The sequence below is a fragment of the Streptomyces sp. NPDC090445 genome, from assembly GCF_044769385.1.
In the GTDB taxonomy this organism is placed as follows: Bacteria; Actinomycetota; Actinomycetes; order Streptomycetales; family Streptomycetaceae; genus Streptomyces.
Window position 1 is genome coordinate 560042 of the sequence record NZ_JBIVXV010000001.1, and the last position, 17081, is coordinate 577122.

General features: G+C 73.9%; 17 protein-coding genes. 7 read left to right on the plus strand and 10 right to left on the minus strand.

Annotated elements, in window-relative coordinates; translation table 11 throughout:
• Positions 1–20 precede the first annotated feature (20 nt).
• Together ACIQUT_RS02510 and ACIQUT_RS02515 are read left to right on the plus strand one after the other, a co-directional pair.
• Positions 21–1391: an amino acid permease gene (locus tag ACIQUT_RS02510; RefSeq protein ID WP_403559297.1), complete on the plus strand. Its 1371-nt coding sequence runs from the start codon at positions 21–23 to the stop codon at positions 1389–1391.
• A gap of 55 nt (positions 1392–1446) precedes the next feature.
• Positions 1447–1887, plus strand: a complete 441-nt coding sequence (locus tag ACIQUT_RS02515; RefSeq protein WP_403558372.1) for an SRPBCC family protein — start codon at positions 1447–1449, stop codon at positions 1885–1887.
• Positions 1888–1971: 84 nt separating this feature from the next.
• Here the strand turns inward: ACIQUT_RS02515 and ACIQUT_RS02520 are convergent, their stop codons facing one another.
• Together ACIQUT_RS02520 and ACIQUT_RS02525 are read right to left on the minus strand one after the other, a co-directional pair.
• The gene (locus tag ACIQUT_RS02520; protein ID WP_403558374.1) at positions 1972–3600 is read right to left on the minus strand and encodes an RNA polymerase sigma factor; all 1629 of its coding nucleotides are present in this window, start codon (positions 3598–3600) and stop codon (positions 1972–1974) included.
• Between the two features lie 240 nt (positions 3601–3840).
• Positions 3841–4602: a class I SAM-dependent methyltransferase gene (locus tag ACIQUT_RS02525; RefSeq protein WP_403558376.1), complete on the minus strand. Its 762-nt coding sequence runs from the start codon at positions 4600–4602 to the stop codon at positions 3841–3843.
• A gap of 253 nt (positions 4603–4855) precedes the next feature.
• Between ACIQUT_RS02525 and ACIQUT_RS02530 the strand changes: the two genes are divergently transcribed.
• The 3 genes from ACIQUT_RS02530 to ACIQUT_RS02540 all read left to right on the plus strand — a co-directional run bounded on the left by ACIQUT_RS02530 (position 4856) and on the right by ACIQUT_RS02540 (position 7111).
• Entirely contained in the window at positions 4856–5725 is an 870-nt protein-coding gene (locus tag ACIQUT_RS02530) for a bifunctional 5,10-methylenetetrahydrofolate dehydrogenase/5,10-methenyltetrahydrofolate cyclohydrolase (protein ID WP_403558378.1), read from the plus strand.
• Positions 5726–5840: 115 nt separating this feature from the next.
• Positions 5841–6212, plus strand: coding sequence for a hypothetical protein (locus tag ACIQUT_RS02535; RefSeq protein WP_403558380.1), 372 nt, complete (start codon positions 5841–5843; stop codon positions 6210–6212).
• Complete coding sequence (locus ACIQUT_RS02540; RefSeq protein ID WP_403558382.1) at positions 6134–7111, plus strand: 2,4-dienoyl-CoA reductase; 978 nt, start codon at positions 6134–6136, stop codon at positions 7109–7111. The genes ACIQUT_RS02535 and ACIQUT_RS02540 overlap by 79 nt, the downstream gene beginning before the upstream one ends.
• Before the next feature lie 39 nt (positions 7112–7150).
• Here the strand turns inward: ACIQUT_RS02540 and ACIQUT_RS02545 are convergent, their stop codons facing one another.
• The 4 genes from ACIQUT_RS02545 to ACIQUT_RS02560 form a co-directional block, all read right to left on the minus strand.
• The gene (locus ACIQUT_RS02545) at positions 7151–8359 is read right to left on the minus strand and encodes an MAB_1171c family putative transporter (protein WP_403558384.1); all 1209 of its coding nucleotides are present in this window, start codon (positions 8357–8359) and stop codon (positions 7151–7153) included.
• The gene (locus tag ACIQUT_RS02550) at positions 8356–9849 is read right to left on the minus strand and encodes an NAD(P)/FAD-dependent oxidoreductase (RefSeq protein ID WP_403558386.1); all 1494 of its coding nucleotides are present in this window, start codon (positions 9847–9849) and stop codon (positions 8356–8358) included. Before ACIQUT_RS02550 ends, ACIQUT_RS02545 begins: the two co-directional genes overlap by 4 nt.
• A 145-nt stretch (positions 9850–9994) precedes the next feature.
• Complete coding sequence (locus ACIQUT_RS02555) at positions 9995–10558, minus strand: toxin-antitoxin system, toxin component (RefSeq protein ID WP_403558388.1); 564 nt, start codon at positions 10556–10558, stop codon at positions 9995–9997.
• On the minus strand, positions 10555–11631 hold the full coding sequence (locus tag ACIQUT_RS02560; RefSeq protein WP_403558390.1) for a hypothetical protein: 1077 nt from the start codon (positions 11629–11631) through the stop codon (positions 10555–10557). The genes ACIQUT_RS02555 and ACIQUT_RS02560 overlap by 4 nt, the downstream gene beginning before the upstream one ends.
• 305 nt (positions 11632–11936) lie before the next feature.
• Here ACIQUT_RS02560 and ACIQUT_RS02565 point away from each other — a divergent pair, with 305 nt between their 5' ends.
• Complete coding sequence (locus ACIQUT_RS02565; protein WP_403558392.1) at positions 11937–12383, plus strand: hypothetical protein; 447 nt, start codon at positions 11937–11939, stop codon at positions 12381–12383.
• Here the strand turns inward: ACIQUT_RS02565 and ACIQUT_RS02570 are convergent.
• Positions 12369–13175, minus strand: coding sequence for a helix-turn-helix domain-containing protein (locus ACIQUT_RS02570; protein WP_403558394.1), 807 nt, complete (start codon positions 13173–13175; stop codon positions 12369–12371). The genes ACIQUT_RS02565 and ACIQUT_RS02570 overlap by 15 nt on opposite strands.
• 177 nt (positions 13176–13352) lie before the next feature.
• Between ACIQUT_RS02570 and ACIQUT_RS02575 the strand changes: the two genes are divergently transcribed.
• On the plus strand, positions 13353–13655 hold the full coding sequence (locus tag ACIQUT_RS02575) for a 4a-hydroxytetrahydrobiopterin dehydratase (protein WP_403558396.1): 303 nt from the start codon (positions 13353–13355) through the stop codon (positions 13653–13655).
• 136 nt (positions 13656–13791) lie between these two features.
• On the opposite strand, the gene ACIQUT_RS02580 is transcribed toward ACIQUT_RS02575, so the two are convergent.
• From ACIQUT_RS02580 to ACIQUT_RS02590, 3 genes are read right to left on the minus strand one after another with little or no spacing between them, the layout of a single operon-like run.
• The gene (locus ACIQUT_RS02580) at positions 13792–14217 is read right to left on the minus strand and encodes an RICIN domain-containing protein (protein ID WP_403558398.1); all 426 of its coding nucleotides are present in this window, start codon (positions 14215–14217) and stop codon (positions 13792–13794) included.
• A gap of 12 nt (positions 14218–14229) precedes the next feature.
• The gene (locus ACIQUT_RS02585) at positions 14230–15078 is read right to left on the minus strand and encodes an aldo/keto reductase (RefSeq protein ID WP_403558400.1); all 849 of its coding nucleotides are present in this window, start codon (positions 15076–15078) and stop codon (positions 14230–14232) included.
• A gap of 40 nt (positions 15079–15118) precedes the next feature.
• Positions 15119–17011, minus strand: coding sequence for an AMP-dependent synthetase/ligase (locus ACIQUT_RS02590; protein WP_403558402.1), 1893 nt, complete (start codon positions 17009–17011; stop codon positions 15119–15121).
• Positions 17012–17081: the final 70 nt, after the last annotated feature.

Below are 17081 nucleotides of genomic sequence, written 5' to 3' on the forward strand. Positions count from 1 at the left end.
CCTTGAGCACCACCCCTGTCATGGACCCGGCCCCCGAGGCCCCCGCCCCCGAGACCGCGGAGGGGAGCACGGGCGGCCCGCACGCCCGCCGCTTCGGCCTTCCGATCGCGACCTGCCTGGTCATGGGCAACATCATCGGCGGCGGCATCTTCCTGCTGCCCGCCTCCGTGGCCCCCTTCGGCACGATCAGCCTGGTCGCCTTCGGCGTCCTCACGCTCGGCGCGATAGCCCTGGCCCTGGTCTTCGGCCGGCTCGCCGAGCGCCTCCCGCAGACCGGCGGCCCGTACGTGTACGCCCGCGCCGCCTTCGGCGACTTTGCCGGCTTCCTCGCGGCCTGGACCTACTGGATCACCTCCTGGGTGTCGAACGCGGCCCTCGCCGTCGCCTCGGTCGGCTACCTGTCGGTCCTCTTCCCGGCCATCGGCGCGCACAAGTGGTCCATGTGCCTGGCGGCCCTGGCCATGCAGTGGCTCCCGGCGCTCGCCAACCTGGCCGGCACCCGCTGGGTGGGCACCGTCCAACTCGTCGCCACCGTGCTGAAGTTCGCCCCGCTGCTGCTGGTGGCGGTCGGCGGCCTGTTCTTCTTCGACCCGGCCAACCTCGGCCCGTTCCAGGCCACCGACCAGAGCCCGGCCGGCGCCCTCTCCGCCTCCGCGGCGATCCTCCTCTTCAGCTACCTCGGCGTGGAGTCCGCCGCCGTCAGCGCCGGCGAGGTCCGCGACCCCGCCCGCAACGTCGGCCGGGCCACGATCCTCGGCACCGCCGGCGCGGCCGTCGTCTACCTGCTGGGCACCCTCTCCGTGTTCGGCCTGGTCGCCCACGACCGGCTGGTCGACTCCGAGGCCCCCTTCACCGACGCCGTCAACGCCATGTTCGGCGGGACCTGGGGCGGCACCGTCGTCGCCTGCGCCGCCGTGATCTCCATGGCGGGCGCCCTGAACGGCTGGACCCTGCTCAGCGCGCAGACCCCGTACGCCGCCGCCAAGGACGGCCTCTTCCCGAAGGCCTTCGGGAAGAAGAAGCGCGGCGTCCCGGTGATGGGCGTGCTCGTCACCACCGCCCTGGCCTCCGTCCTGACCGTCTACAACTACACGGCCGGCTCCGGCGGCGTCTTCGAGATCCTCGTCCTGGTCACCACCTTCACCGCGACCGTCCCCTACCTGCTCGCCACCGCCGCGCAGATCCGCTTCCTGCTGGAGGGCAAGGCCGACCAGGTCCACCGCGGCCGCCTCGTCCGCGACGCCTCCCTCGCCACCGCGGCCTTCGGCTTCTCGATGTGGCTGGTCGCAGGCTCCGGCTACGCCGCCGTCTACCAGGGCACCCTGTTCCTCTTCGCCGGTGTGCTCGTCTACGCCGTGATCGCCGCCCGCAAAGCCCGCGCGGCCTCCTGACCTGCGGGGGTAGTTTGGAATGAGAGGACAAGCAGGGGGGCGCTAAGGGGTCGCCATGTCCGCGATCAGAGAGACCATCGACATTTCCGCCAGTCCTGAGGACGTCTACGCCTATGTGACGGACCCCAGACACCTCCCGGAGTGGCAGGAGAGTGCCGTCTCCGCCCGCGCGCTGGACGGCGCGCCGCCCCACGTCGGGCAGCGGGTCGAGGTCACCCGAAGGATGGGCAAGCGGGAGTTCCCGATGACGATGGAGGTCAAGCAGCTCGACCCGCCCCGCAGTTGGCACATGGAGGGCGTGGACGGGCCCGTGCGCGGCCACGTCCACGGGGCCATCGAGCCGCTGGACGGCGGCAAGCGCTCCCGCCTGACCCTGGACCTCGAACTGGAGGGCCACGGCATCGGCAGGGTCATCGCCCCGTTCGTGGTCAAGCCGCACGCGCGCAAGGAGATGGCCCGCAACGAGGAGCGGCTGCGGAACCTGCTGGAGCACTGAACCCGCGAGTACGCGAAAGGCCCCCGTACCCCGCCCGTGAGGGCGGGGTACGGGGGCCGCTGCGTTTCCGGCCCGATCCGGAGATCAGTCCAGGTAGTCGCGCAGCACCTGGGAGCGCGACGGGTGGCGCAGCTTCGACATCGTCTTCGACTCGATCTGGCGGATGCGCTCACGGGTGACCCCGTACACGCGGCCGATCTCGTCGAGCGTCTTCGGCTGGCCGTCGTTGAGGCCGTAGCGCATGGAGACGACACCCGCCTCACGCTCGGAGAGCGTGCCCAGGATCGACTGCAGCTGCTCCTGCAGGAAGGTGAAGGAGACCGCGTCGGCCGGGACGACCGCCTCGGAGTCCTCGATCAGGTCACCGAACTCGCTGTCGCCCTCCTCACCCAGCGGGGTGTGGAGGGAGATCGGCTCACGGCCGTACTTCTGGACCTCGATGACCTTCTCCGGGGTCATGTCGAGCTCCTTGCCCAGCTCCTCCGGCGTGGGCTCGCGGCCGAGGTCCTGGAGCATCTGCCGCTGCACACGGGCGAGCTTGTTGATGATCTCGACCATGTGGACGGGGATGCGGATGGTGCGCGACTGGTCGGCCATGGCACGCGTGATCGCCTGCCGGATCCACCAGGTCGCGTACGTGGAGAACTTGAAGCCCTTGGTGTAGTCGAACTTCTCCACCGCGCGGATCAGACCGACGTTGCCCTCCTGGATCAGGTCCAGGAAGAGCATGCCGCGGCCCGTGTAGCGCTTGGCGAGGGACACCACGAGACGGAGGTTGGCCTCCAGCAGGTGGTTCTTGGCCCGGCGGCCGTCCTCGACCAGGATCTCCAGCTCGCGCCGGTACGCGGGCTTGAGGTCCTCCTCCTCTTCGAGCTTGTACTCGGAGAACAGGCCGGCCTCGATCCGCTTGGCGAGCTCGACCTCCTGCTCGGCGTTGAGCAGCGGCACCTTGCCGATGAGCTTGAGGTAGTCCTTGACCGGGTCGGCGGTGGCACCGGCCACCATGACCGTCTGCGCCGGGGCGTCGTCCTCGTCCTCGTCGGACAGCACGAAGCCCTGGCCGCCCGGGGTCTCCTCCTCGGCCTCGTCGACGAGCTCCTCGGTCTGCCAGTCCTCGCCCTCGGCGGACGGGTTCTCGGCGTCGTCGGCGTCCTTGGCGGTGGTCTTCTTGGCCGCCGCGGTGGTCTTCTTCACAGCGGTCTTCTTCGCCGCGGCCTTCTTGACCGTCCGCTTCTTCGGCTCGGCGGCGGCCTCCGCCGCCACGGCCTGCGGCGCGGCGGCCGACGTGGCGGATATCGCCGAGGCGGAGGCCGAGGCGGCGGTTGCGGCGGCCGGGGCGGCCTGCGCCGCGGCAGCGGCGGCGGCAGCAGCGGCGGTCGCGGCCTTGCTGCGGGCGCCGATCGGGCGCGGCGCGGCGACCTTCTTCGTCACGGTGCGGGCCGGGGCGGCAGCAGCCTTGCGGGGCTTCTTGGCGGCAGCCTTGGTGGCGGGGGCCGCGCTGACGTGGAGGGCGACACCCTCCTCGTCCAGGACCTGGTTCAGGCTGCGCAGGACCCGCTTCCACTGGTCCACCGGGATGCGCCCGGCCTCGAAGGCCTGGCGCACGTCGTCACCGTTGATGTGACCCTGCTCGCGGCCGCGCTCGACGAGCGCGACCAGGGCCTCGGAATCGGCGATCTCCGGAGGGAACGTACGGGACGGGCTGAGCGACACAAGAAGCCTCTCGTTGCGAACAGATAGGAGTGGGCGGGTCATCATCGCGCGGACTCGGGAAACAGACCCGAGGGGGGTCTGTATTCCGGGCCGCGCGAGGACAACCTGTCGGTTCATCGCATGCCCGAGTCGATTCGTTACGCGCTGAATTGAGTGACCTGCGCCACGCTGTGGACGCGCAACCGATCGGCCGGGAATCCGTCCGCGCGCCCGCGCGGCCCCGACCTCGGCGGACAGGGCTCAGCCCGGCTTGCGCGCCTCTACGAGGAAGCGGGCCGTATGCGCCACGAACGGGCCTTCCCGCTCGATCTCCTCGTGCAGCTCCCGCAGGCGGTCACGGTACCGGTCGACGGTGAAGCCCGGCACCATCCAGATCACCTTCCGCAGGAAATAGATCACCGCCCCGATGTCGTGGAACTCCGTCCGCAGCCGCTCCGAGCGCAGATCGACGACCTCCAGCCCCGCCCTCGTCGCGTCGGCGACCGCATCGTCGGGATGCCGGGCGCGCCGGACCCCCTCCGGCAGCGGCCCGAGGAAGTACTCGACGAGCTCGAACACGCTCGACGGCCCGACCTGCTGGGAGAAGTACGTGCCGCCCGGGCGCAGCACCCGCGCGATCTCCTCCCACCAGACGGTCACCGGATGCCGACTGCACACCAGTTCGAACGCCTCGTCCCCGAACGGCAGCGGCGGCTCGTCGGCGTCCGCGACGACCACCGCCCCCAGCGGGTGCAGCAGCCGGGTGGCCTTGTCGATGTTCGGCGGCCACGACTCGGTCGCCGCCGTCAGCGGCGGCAGCGGCCCCGCTCCCGCGAGCACCTCGCCCCCGCCGGTCTGGATGTCGAGTACGGAGCGGACGCGGGCGAGCCGCTCGCCCAGCATCCGCTGATAGCCCCAGGAGGGCCGCTGCTCGGTGGCGCGGCCGTCGAGCCACGAGAAGTCCCACCCCGCCACGGCGACGGACTCGGCCTCTGCCACCAGATCATCAAAAGTGCGTGTCATATCCCACATCGTTCCCGGCGCGGCACGGGTGATCCACTGATTTGTCCGTCTCTCCCCGCCCGGTCCGGGGCCCCTCCGGCCGTCCGGCGCCGTCGACTACAGTGGGCACGGGCCGTGACTGGCGTTCGGGTGGATCACCACCGGGGAGCGGCCCGGCGTACGTCACACCCGTCGTGCGCCCGGCGTACCGCGCGTACGCCGAAGCCGCGCGCCTGGGCGAACCGCGATCCGCAGCGACGCCCAGGAGACCCCTATGACGACTGCCACCGCCCGCCTCATGGACGGCACCGCCCTCGCCCGCCGCATCTCCGAGCAGACCGCCGCCCACGCGGCGAAGCTCACCGAGCGCACCGGCACCGCGCCCTGCCTCGCGACCGTCCTGGTCGGCGAGGACCCGGCCTCCGTCACCTACGTCCGCATGAAGCAGAACCGCTGCGCCAAGGCCGGGATCACCTCCCGCCACGTGGAGCTGCCGGCCGAGACCACCACCGAGGAGCTCGTCGCCACCCTCACAGCCCTCTCCGAGGACCCGGCGATCAGCGGCATCCTGCTCCAGCACCCGGTCCCGCACCACATCGACGAGCGCGCCGCCTTCGAGGCCATCGCCCCGGGCAAGGACGTCGACGGCGTCACCATGCACTCCTTCGCCGCCATGGGCTTCGGCCTGCCCGGCTTCGTCTCCTGCACCCCGGGCGGCATCATGCGCCTGCTCGCCGAGTACGACGTGGACCTCACCGGCAAGCACGCCGTGGTCGTCGGCCGCAGCGCCATCCTCGGCAAGCCCGCCGGCATGCTGCTGCTGGAGCAGAACGCCACCGTCACCTACTGCCACTCCCGCACCCGGGACCTGTCCTCGATCGTCCGCCAGGCCGACGTCCTCGTCGCCGCCGTCGGCAAGGCCGAGTTCATCCGCGGCGAGGACATCAAGCCGGGCGCCGTGGTCCTGGACGCCGGCTACAACGAGGGCAACGTCGGCGACGTGCACTTCGAGTCCGCCGCCGCCCGCGCCTCGCTGATCACCCCGGTCCCCGGCGGCGTCGGCCCGATGACCATCGCCGTGCTGCTGGAGCAGACCGTGCAGGCGGCCGCCGCGCAGGCCGGCCTCTCCCTCGCGGACCTCTGACCGACGGCGGCCGCAGCCGGGTCCGGCAGGGGGCTGACGCGCCCCGGACACGTGGCGGTATGTTGTCGGCCGCATACGGATGACACGTGCCACGAGCGGTCCGGGGGGAGCGCAGATGGACCTCTTCACACCACTCGACCTGCCCCACGGCGGCCGGCTGCCGAACCGGCTGGCGAAGGCCGCGATGGAGGAGGGCCTCGCCGGGCCCGGCCAGCTGCCCGGCGAGCGCATCGAGCACCTCTACCGCCGGTGGGCGCAGGGCGGCGCCGGACTGCTGATCACCGGCAACGTCATGGTGGACCGCCGGGCCCTGACCGCCCCCGGGACGGTCGTCCTCGACGCGCACGCCCCCTCGGCCCCTTCCGCCGCTGGGCCCGGGCCGCCGCCTCGGGCGGCGGCCGGGTCTGGATGCAGATCAACCACCCCGGCCGGCAGGTCGGCGCCGAGATGCCCGGCACCGCCTGGGCGCCCTCCGAGGTCGGGGTGAGCCTCGGCAAGCACACCAAGCGCTTCGCCCGCCCCACCGCGATGACCGAGGCCGACATCCGGGCCACCGTCCACCGCTTCGCGGTCACCGCCCGGCGGGCGCGGGAGGCCGGCTTCCACGGCGTCCAGATCCACGCCGCCCACGGCTACCTCCTCAGCCAGTTCCTCTCCCCGCTGGTCAACCGGCGCACCGACCGCTGGGGCGGCAGCCTCCCCCACCGGGTCCGGCTGCTCACCGAGGTCGTCCGGGCCGTCCGCGACCAGGTCGGGGACGACTTCGCGGTCGCGGTGAAGCTGAACACCGCCGACTTCCAGCGCGGCGGCTTCGACACCGACGACGCCGCCCGGGTCCTGGAGATCCTCGGCGGCCTCGGCGTCGACCTGGTCGAACTGTCCGGGGGCAGCATCGAGAGCCCCGCCACCCTGGGCCGCACCGCCGACCTGCGGACCCTGGAGCGCGAGGCGTACTTCCTCGCCTTCGCCGAACAGCTCGTCGAGGCCGCCGCCATGCCGCTGATGCTGACCGGCGGGATAGCCCGCAGCCAGACCGCGGGCCGGGTCCTCGACCGCGGCTTCGCCGTCGTCGGCCTCGCCTCCGCCCTGGCGTTCCGGCCCGACCTGCCGGCCCGCTGGCGCGCGGGGGAGGACGTACGCGTCACCGTGGAACGCCTGCGGTGGAAGGACCGGGACCTGGCCGGCGCCGCGCTGCTGGCCTTCGTACGCCTCCAGCTGCACCGGCTCGCCCGGGGCCTGGAACCGCGGCCGCACGCCTCGGCCCGGGCGGCGTTCGCCCTCGACCAGCTCAGACACCGGCGCCGGGTCCGCGCGTACGGGGCCTGGCTCGCCCGCAACCCCGAACCCGGGACCGGGCCAGGGCCCGGGGAGGCCCGCGCCGCCTGAGCGGCCGCCGCCCGCCCCTCCGGCCCGAGCGCCTGGGAGTCACTCCCCGTGGCCGTCGCGGCCGTCGTGGCTGCTGCGCACGGCCGCCACGATCGGCGACGAGCGGAACTCCCGGGCCAGCGCCGCCAGCGGCGTCGAGTCCAGCCGGTACGGGTCGGGCGGCCCCTGGTCGGCGTCCTTCCGGTGCTCCCCGACACAGCCCGCCAGCTCGGCGGCCTCCCGGCGCCGTACGGCCGCCGCGAGCATCGCCGCGTCCGCCACCAGCAAGGCCCGCGGCCCGTCCATGCCCTGGGCGCGCGCGGCCCGGTACGCGGCGCACCGCACCCCGGGGTCGAACCAGCAGCCGAGCGCCAGGATCCCGTCGTCGATCACCGACTCGCGGTGGATCAGCCGGATCCCGATCGGCGACCACCAGGTCAGCGGCACCGTCCGCACGCTCGGCGAGGCGAAGCCGCGCAGCGCCTTCCACAGCGGGTGCAGCCGCCGGTACCGGCTGTAGTCCCGCCAGGCCTCCGAGCCGCCGACCAGCGGCACGATGAAACCGGCCCCCACCAGCAGGGCCGACGATGCCGCCAGCGGCGGCGCCGCGTACGTGGACAGCCCGTCCCAGTCGCGGCCGGCCCACCGGGCGCCCACGGCCGCCCACTTCGCCGCCAGGTAGCCCAGGTCGGCGACCCCGCCGAGCACGATCAGCGCCAGCCCGGTGCGCAGCGGCCGCAGCGAGGGGTCCGTCCGCAGCAGCCACTTCCAGCACAGGACGGTCAGCGCCGAGCTGCCCGCCATGTGCGCCAGCAGGTAGCAGGCGATCATCTCGCGCAGCCAGGGCGTGGTGGCGTAGTACGTGTCCAGGTCCCGCAGCCGCTCGACCGGCGCGTCCCCCATCACGAACAGGAAGACGATGAGCAGGGCGACGGCGCCGAACACCGCCGACGTGAGCCGGGTCGCCCGCCGCACCACCGCGGGCGGGCCGCCGCCCCAGTGCAGCACGAGGACGACGCACGATCCCGAGAACGCCGTGAGCACCGCGTACACCAGCGGCGCCGAGAAGTTGGTGATGCCGGTCAGCCGGTTCACCGCCGCGATCGTCGGCGGCGACGCCAGGAACATCACGAGGCAGCCGACGACCAGCAGGGTGCACACCGCCCGCATCAGCGGCTGGTCCCAGTTCCGGCGCAGGGTCGGCGCCTTGATCAGCAGCGCCAGGATCAGCACCGAACCCGGCACGTAGAGGATGAGCCCGTCGTTCATCGCGCCTGGCCGACGGGGCCCACCGGATCGACGGGGCCGCCCGGCCCGGGGCCGCCCGGCCCGGGGGCGGCCGCGGGTCCGGCCCGCCCGGCGACCGGGTCGAGGCCCGCGACGGCCCGCTCGGCCGCGGTCAGCGGCGGCGCCTTCAGCGCGCCCCGGCCCGAGGCGCGCAGCACCCGCCACACCACCGACGGGCGCAGCCAGTACGTGGGCGGGCTGCTCATCGTGATGACCTGGAGGAACGCGGCCGTCAGCGCCTCCCGGGTGGTCGCGCCCGTCATCAGCCGGCTGACGTACGCGTTCAGCAGGCCGACCCCGGCCCGCGGCCGCATCCCGGTGGCCCCGGGGTAGAGGATGTCCTGGGAGGTGGCCAGCTCCCAGGCGGTGGCCACCATAGGGGCGAGCGCCCGCTGCGCCTCGCGGCCGAACGAGGGGTGGGCGAGCCCCTTGGCGCGCAGCAGGGCCCGTACGGCCAGCAGGCCCTGGGCGGCGACGGTCATGCCCTGCCCGTACAGCGGGTTGAAGGTGGCCACCGAGTCCCCGACGGCGAAGAACCCGTCGGGCAGGCCGGCCTTCTCGAAGTAGACCCGCCGGTTGGCGGTTCCCTGGGTGACGGCGACGTCGGTGAGCGGCTTGCGGCCTTCGAGGAGCTCGCCGACGATCGGGTCCCGGATGCCCGTGGCGAACGGGATGAACCGGTCGGGGTCGCCGGTGGGCTGGCCGCCGCGGGTGCCCGACAGGGTGACCTGCCACCGGCCGTTCTCGATGGGCACGATCGTCGCGGTCTGCCCGGGCACGGGGACCCGCGGGTCGGACTGCACGTTGACGATGGGGAAGCCCATCTCGTGGGCCCCGGGCGGCGCCTCGAAGATGCGGGTCGCGTACACCAGCCCGGAGTCCACCTGCGCCTGCCTGATCCCGCCCACCCCGAGCTGCTGGAGCCAGGCCCGGGCGCGGGAGCCGCGCCCGCTCGCGTCCACGACGAGGTCGGCGGTGACCAGCAGCCCCTCCTGCCCGGGGGTGTCGACGCGGACGCCGGTGACGCGGGCCGCCGTCCCCTCCAGCGCCCGCACCCGGCTCTGCTGCAGGGTGGTGACACCGCTCAGGCCCGTCACGCGGGCGCGGACCACCGCGTCGAGCAGGTCGCGGCTGCACGAGATGTTGAACTGCTTCTCCCCGCAGCGCGGGATCCAGCCCTGTGCCGTCTTGGTGACCAGGTCGGTGGGCAGGCTCCGGCGGATGGCGCCCGCCGCGATCCACGCCTCCGTGATGCCCGGCAGGATCCTCTCGATGGCGCGCGCCCCGCCCGACCACATGACGTGGACGTGCCGGGCCTGGGGGAGTCCGCGCCGCGGCGCCGGGCTGTCGGGCAGCGTGTCGGCGTCGATGATCGTGACCTTCGCGTGCTCGGCGAGCACCGCTGCCGCGAGCAGGCCGGCCATGCTGCCGCCGATGACGACGGCGTGGCGGGGCGGGGTGGGCTGGGTCATCGTGTGTGGTGGGCTCTCTGTCGGGGCCGTGCGGGGGCAGCGGCGCGTGAGGTGCGTCGGCAGGGCGGCGGTGGGCCGGTGGCCGCCGCGGCGCCGGGCTGCGCCGCAGGGGTGCGAGGTGAGCCGCAGGGGGTGCGGGGTGTGCTCAACGGCCCCAGCCGAGCGAGGTCTTGATGCGCGCGATGGCCTCGGGGAGCTGCTCCTGGCAGGGCGGCTGCAGGAAGCCCTTGAGGATCTTGCCGAGGTGCAGGCCGAAGGTATCGGCCCGGACCTCCGCCGGATCCTCCCGGTCCGCGCGGGCGGCTGCCTGCCGTACGACGCTGCCCAGGCCGTTCTCCGAGTGCAGCAGCTCCGCGAGGTCGCCGTGGCGTCCCGCGAGCCGGGCGGCCACGGCCATGCCCGGCCCGTGGCTGTCGCAGGTGCCCTCCTCCAGATGCCATAACTCGTGGCAGGCGATGACGAGTTGGTGCTCGGGACGGGTGCGTTCCTCGATGATGAGCAGGTCGCGGTCCGCGAGCTCCAGCCACAGCCCGCTGGCCGTGTCCGGCGGGAATCCGGCGAAGCGGAAGTCCACGGGCCGGCCGCCGCGCCTGCGGCCGTACGCCTCGCACAGCCTCCCGACGATCGCGGCGGCATCGGCCGGCGGCGCCAGGCGCACCTCCGCCAGCAGATCCGCGCCGAGCTTCCGCATGGCCCGTGTGGTCCTCATGGCGCTCCCCCCTCGGCGGTGTCTTCACGGCCCCGTGCCGTGCGGGCCGGGTGTTCACGGTGCGCGTCCGGGCCGCTGAGCAGGCCCTCCCGGGCCAGCAGGTCGTCCAGGTGGTCGGCGAGCGACTTCCAGCCCGCCGCGGACAGCCGGCCGGCCCGGGTGACGATGCCGCGGACGTCGTGCGCCCGCAGGACGGCGAGCATCGGGTCCTCCGCGTCCGTCTCCGCGGACCGCAGCTCGTACTCGATGCCGGCGAGCGCGGCGGCCAGGGCCTCGGTGTCGTCGGCCAGCAGGAATCCGCCCTCGACCCCGTAGAAACGCTGGATCCCCGCGGCCGCGGCGAGGTTGGGCAGCCCCTCGCCGCGGGCCAGGCGGGTCAGCGACTGGCCGGACGCGTCGAAGGACCGGGCGATGGCCGCCAGCGAGTGGGCCTGCCCGTCCGGCCGGGGGCGGGTGCGGCGCAGGTGCGTGAAACGCTGGTGGACCTGCTCCTTGAGCGGCAGCCGGGGCGGCCGGCCGTCGAGGGTCTGCGCGACGGCGTGCGGGGGCATGCCCGTCAGGTACGACAGGTGCTCCAGGTCGTCCGTGGCGCCGGATCCGGTGACCGGGGCGCCCGCAGCGGCCCTGGTGCAGGCCTCGGCCGCGGTGGCGGCCAGCGCCCGCTCCACCGCGCTCTTGCTGTCGGCGAGGAGGAAGCCCGCGTACACCCCGAAGAACCGCTGCACACCGGCGGCGTGCCCCAGCCCGGGCAGTCCGGTGCCTGCGTTGAGCGGGCCTAAGGAGGCGCCGGGCGCGTCGAACTCGTCGGCGATGGCGGCCAGCGGCCACTCCCGGCCGTGCCGGTCGTGGCGCGTGGCCCGCAGCCGCAGGAAGCGCCGGTGCACCCGCACGCACAGCGGGACCGCGGGCGCCGTCCCCGCCACCACCGCGGGGATCAGCTCCGGCTCCACCCCGCTCAGCCGGCTCAGCCGCTCCGCGTCCAGCACCTCGGCCGGGTCCTGGCCGCGCCACTCCGCCAACGCCGAGACGCGCGACCAGGTCGCGGCGAGGGCGGGCCGGGCGTCGGGTGGCACCGTGAGGTTCTCCGTATGTCGACTGGACGTTCGAGAGCTTCGGCTGCGTGCAGCCTAGCCCTCCGGGTTGCAGCAGGACATAAGAACCCCAACGTTTCTTGCGATGCGAGTCAAAGAAGGTTGGCCCGCGCCGGGCCGGACCGACCGGTATGACCTCGGAGGTAATCGACCCCGCCGCGGGCGCGCGACACAGTGGAGCCACCGGTTCACGGAAGGCCGCGGATCTCCCCGCGTCCCCTTCCGGCCGGACAGTCGCCGGCCCCTCGCCGGCCTTCGAACCCGACCCTCCCGGAGGCTGATCCGCCATGTCCGCGACCCTGATCGCCGGCCTCGCCCGCACCGCCGCCCCGCAGACCGCCCTGCGCCGCTTCCTCGCCCTCGACGCCGTCGTCACCGGCGCCAACGGCCTCGCGTACGCCGCCTTCAGCGCCCCGACCGGGCGGCTGCTCGGCATCGGCCCGGCCACCCTGTTCGAGCTCGGCCTCTTCCTCACCGCCTACGCAGCCGGCGTCGGCTGGCTCGCCTCCCGCCGCCGGCCCCCGGTCTTCGGGGTGAAGCTCGTCATCGAGGCCAACTGCGCCTGGGCCGTGCTCAGCCTGGTCTCGCTCTTCCTGTGGGACGTGCCCACCGCGGCGGGGCTGGCCTGGATCCCGGCCCAGGCCCTCACCGTCGCCGGCTTCGCGCTGCTGCAGCAGCTGTCGCTGCGCGCGGCCGGCGCCGAGCGCCCGGCCGGGGCCTCAGGGACCCAGTGAACGCAGGTACTTCACCGTCGCCGGGTCGGCCGGGAGCATCGTCTCGATGGCCAGCTCGGCGACGGTCACGTCCATCGGGGTGTTGAACGTCGCGATGGACGACACGAACGACAGCCGGTGCCCGTCGTGCTCGATGACCAGGGGCAGTGCGATGTACGGCACGGGCTCGGCAGGTGCGGCGTCGCCCGGCCGGTCGGCCACCGGGTACGCGGCGACCTCCTCGTACAGGGCGCGCAGCGGCGCGGAGCGGGCCAGCGCGATCTGCCGCTCCATCTGGGCCAGCAGGTGGCCGCGCCACTCCTTGAGGTTGTGGATCCGCGGCGCCAGCCCTTCCGGGTGCAGGGTGATCCGCATCGCGTTCAGCGGCGGAGCCAGCAGGTGCCCGGGCAGGCCGTCGAGGAGCATCGCGATGCCCCGGTTGGCGGCGACCACGTTGTACAGGGCGTCCACGACCAGCGCCGGGTACGGCTCGTAGCCCGTCAGCAGCCGCTCCAGGCCCTCGCGCAGGGTGCCCATCGCCGGGTCGTCCATCGGGGTCTGCGCGTAGTGGGGGGCGTACCCGGCGGCGAGCAGCAGCGCGTTGCGTTCGCGCACCGGCACGTCGAGGCGGTCCGCGAGCCGCAGCACCATCTCCTGGCTGGGCTTGGACCGGCCGGTCTCGATGAAGCTGATGTGGCGCGCGGAGGAGTCGGCGCGGCCCGCCAGCTCCAGCTGGCTGATGCCGCGCCGCTCGCGCCAGGACCGGAGCAGGGAGCCGACGGACCCGGTGTCCGCATGTGTCGGGGTCGCCATGCGCATGACGCTACCTCAGGAAGGCTTCCCGCAGGTCGCCGGCGGTCCGCGGAACGAGACGCCGCCACGGCGGAAAGGCCTCGGCGAACGGCCGCGCGCACCCTTTCCGACGGGCCCGGTTGTGGGAACCTTGAGCCCACGTCAGGAGTTCGTCCCGTACGGGGAAGGAGCATGCCGATGGCAGAGCCGCTTTCGCAGAAGGAGATCGAGGACCGGTTGCGGGAACTGCCCGGGTGGGCGTTCGAGGACGACCGGATCGGCCGCACCTACCGGCTGGGCTCCCATGTCGCGGCGAGCGCGCTCGTCGCCCACATCGCCGCCGTGCAGGACGAGCTGAACCACCACTCCGACCTCACCCTCGGCTACAACACCGTCCGGCTGTCGATGAACACGCACAGCGCGGGCGACTCCGTCACCGAGACGGACTTCGCCCTCGCGGAGCGCGTCGAGGCCCTCGCCCCCGCCCACGGCGCGCGCTGACCCGGCCCGCAGGCCCGGGAGCCCGCAGGCCCGGGAGCCCGCAGGCCGGGAGCCCGCAGGCCGGGAGCCCGCAGGCCCGGGAGCCCGCAGGCCCCGGAGCCGCCCCGGAGCCCGCAGGCCCCCGGGGCGGCTCCGGTCAGGCGGGTTCCAGCCGCCACCACTGCGCCGGCGAGTCGGTGTCCTCACACTGCCGGGCGGGGCCCTTCTCGTCCGCCTCCAGCGGCAGCCCGCTGATGCAGGCGACCAGGGACACGACCCCCGGATCGTCGAGGTGCTCCTCGACGATCCACTCCTGCGCGCCGAAGGCGTTCGGCCGCCACACCTGGACGCGGGCACCGCTCTCCGTCGACGCGTTCGCCACGTCCAGCCGCCTGTCGTTGTGCACGCTCACGACGTGGACGATCCCGCCGCCGCTGTGCACGGGCGAGATACGCCATTCCAGGGCGGCGGCCGGCGCCTGCGGGCCGTCGGGGCCCACCCCCACCCGGTTGCCGCTCTCCACCCGCAGCAGCAGCCCGCTCGCCACGTTCCGCACCCGGTACACCCCGTCGGGGACACCCATGCCGGCCCCCGCTCAGAGGTCGCAGACGGCCGGGTCCGGCCCGATCCGCCCCGCCTGCGGCCCGTGCGCGAGGACGTCGAGCGCGGCCATGTCGGCGGCGTCCAGCTCGAAGCCGAACACGTCCAGGTTCTCCCGGATCCGCGACGGCGTCACCGACTTCGGGATCGCGATGTTCCCCAGCTGCAGGTGCCAGCGCAGCACCACCTGGGCCGCGGTGCGGCCGTGCCGGGCGGCGACCTCGGCGACGGCGGGCAGCGTCAGCAGCCGCGGGCCCTGCCCGAGCGGCGACCAGGCCTCGGTGGCGATGCCGCGCCGGGCGTGCTCCGCACGCAGCTCGGCCTGCGGGAAGAACGGGTGCAGCTCGACCTGGTTCACGGCCGGCACCAGCGAGCTGCGCTCGCCGATCCGGTCCAGGTCCTCCGGCCGGAAGTTCGACACGCCGACGGCGCGGGCCCGGCCGTCCGCCGCGAGCTCCTCGAACGCCTCCCAGATGAAGAGGAAGTCGTCGCGCATCGGACGCGGCCAGTGGATCAGGTACAGGTCGACGTAGTCGAGGCCGAGCCGGGAGAGCGAGTCCTCGAACGCCCGCAGCACCTCCTTGCGGCGCCACTTCCGCCGCGTGCTGTTCCACAGCTTGGTGGTGACGAACAGCTCCTCGCGCGGCAGCCCGGACGCGGCGATGGCCTTGCCCGTGCCCGGCTCGTTGCGGTACACGGAGGCCGTGTCGATGCTGCGGTAGCCCGCCTCCAGTGCGGTCCCGACCGCGGCCCGGGCCTCGTCGTCGGGGATCTGCCAGACACCGAAGCCGAGCCGGGGCATCGAGGTGCCGTTGTTGAGCGTGATGGCGGGGACCTGGTTCACGTGCTGTCGTTCCCTCGGGGTCGCCGGGCGTCGCCGGATCTCATCGGATGTCGTCGGGAACCGGCCGCCGGACCTGCGTATTCCCGCCTCCCGCCGTCCGCGGCAGGGCCGAGTCCCGGTACAGGTCCGCGACCTCCTGCGCGTACCGCTTCTCGATGGCCCGCCGCTTCAGCTTCAGCGAGGGCGTCAGCAGGCCCCGCTCCTCCGTGAACGGCTCCTCCAGCACCCGGAACGCCCGGATCGCCTCGGCCTGCGAGACCAGCGTGTTCGCCGCCACCACCGCCCGCCGCACCTCCGCCGCCAGGTCCGGGTCCCGGACCAGCTGGGCCGGCGGCCGCTGCGCCAGCCCGCGCATCGACAGCCAGTGCGCGATGCCCTCCGGGTCCAGGGTGATCAGCGCGGCCACGTACGGCAGGTCGTTGCCGACGAGCACGCACTGCGCGACCAGCGGATGCGAGCGCACCCGCTCCTCCAGGGCGGCCGGCGCGACGCTCTTGCCGTTGGAGGTCACCAGGATCTCCTTCTTCCGCCCGGTGATGGTGAGGTACCCGTCCTCGTCCAGCCGGCCCAGGTCCCCGGTCGCCAGCCAGCCGCCGCTCAGCACGGCCTGCGTGGAGCGCGCGTCGTTCAGGTACCCCGAGAAGACGTGCGCCCCGTGCAGCCACACCTCCCCGTCCTCGGCGATGTGCACCGCACTGCCCGGGATCGGCCGGCCCACCGTGCCGTACTTGACCGCCCCCGGCGGGTTCGCGGTCGCCGCCGCGCAGGACTCGGTCAGCCCGTACCCCTCGAACACCGTGATCCCGGCCCCGTCGAAGAACAGCCCGAGCCGGCGCGACATCGCCGACCCGCCCGACATGGCGTGCCGCACCTGCCCGCCCAGCGCCTCGCGGACCTTCCCGTACACCAGCCGCTCGAAGAGCCGGTGCTCCACGCGCAGCGCGGCCGACGGTCCCGGCCCGAGGCCGAACGCCTGCTGCTCGCGCGCCTCCGCGTACCGCACGGCCGTCTCGACGGCCCGGTCGAAGGCGCCCGTGCGGCCCTCCGCCTCCGCCTTGCGGCGGGCCGCCGCGAAGACCTTCTCGAAGACGTGCGGGACCCCCAGCACGAACGTCGGCCGGAACGCGGCGAGGTCCGGCAGCAGCTCTGCCGCCGCCAGCACCGGCTGGTGCCCGAGCTTGACCCGGGCCCGGACCGCCGCCACCTCCACCATCCGCCCGAAGACGTGCGCGAGCGGCAGGAACAGCAGGGTGGACGGCACCTCCCCGGGCCCGGCCCGGAACACGGACTCCCAGCGGGCCACGAGCGTGTCCGCCTCGTACATGAAGTTGCCGTGCGTGAGCACGCAGCCCTTCGGGCGCCCCGTGGTCCCGGACGTGTAGATGACGGTCGCGACGGAGTCGGGCGTGACCGCGGCGCGGTGCCGGTGGACCACGCCCTCGGCGACCCCGCGGCCGTCGGCGAGGAGGGACTCCACGGCCCCGGCGTCCAGCTGCCACAGCCGGCGCAGCTGCGGCAGCCCCTCGACGACCGAGCCGACGGTCATGGCCTGGTCCTCGTTCTCCACGACGCACGCCGTGCACCCGGAGTCCGACAGGATCCACTGCACCTGCTCGGCGGAGGAGCTCGGATAGACGGGGACGGGCTGCGCGCCGACCGCCCACAGCGCGAAGTCGAACAGCGTCCACTCGTACCGGGTCCGGGACATGAGCGCGACCCGGTCCCCGAACCGGACCCCCTGCGCCAGCAGCCCGCGGGCGAGCCCGAGCACCTCGGCGGCGAACTCCCCGGAGGTCACGTCCCGCCAGCGGCCGTCCCGTTTGCGGCCCAGCACGACCCGCCCGGGATCGTCGAGCGCGTACCCGAACACACAGTCGGCGAGCCCGCCGACGGGTGCTCCCGTGACGACCGGTGGGACCGTGACCTCGCGCATGCCCCCGCTCCTCTCCCCGCAGCGCGGCGACGCTACCCCACCCCTCCGCCGCGCCGATCACCCCCGAAGG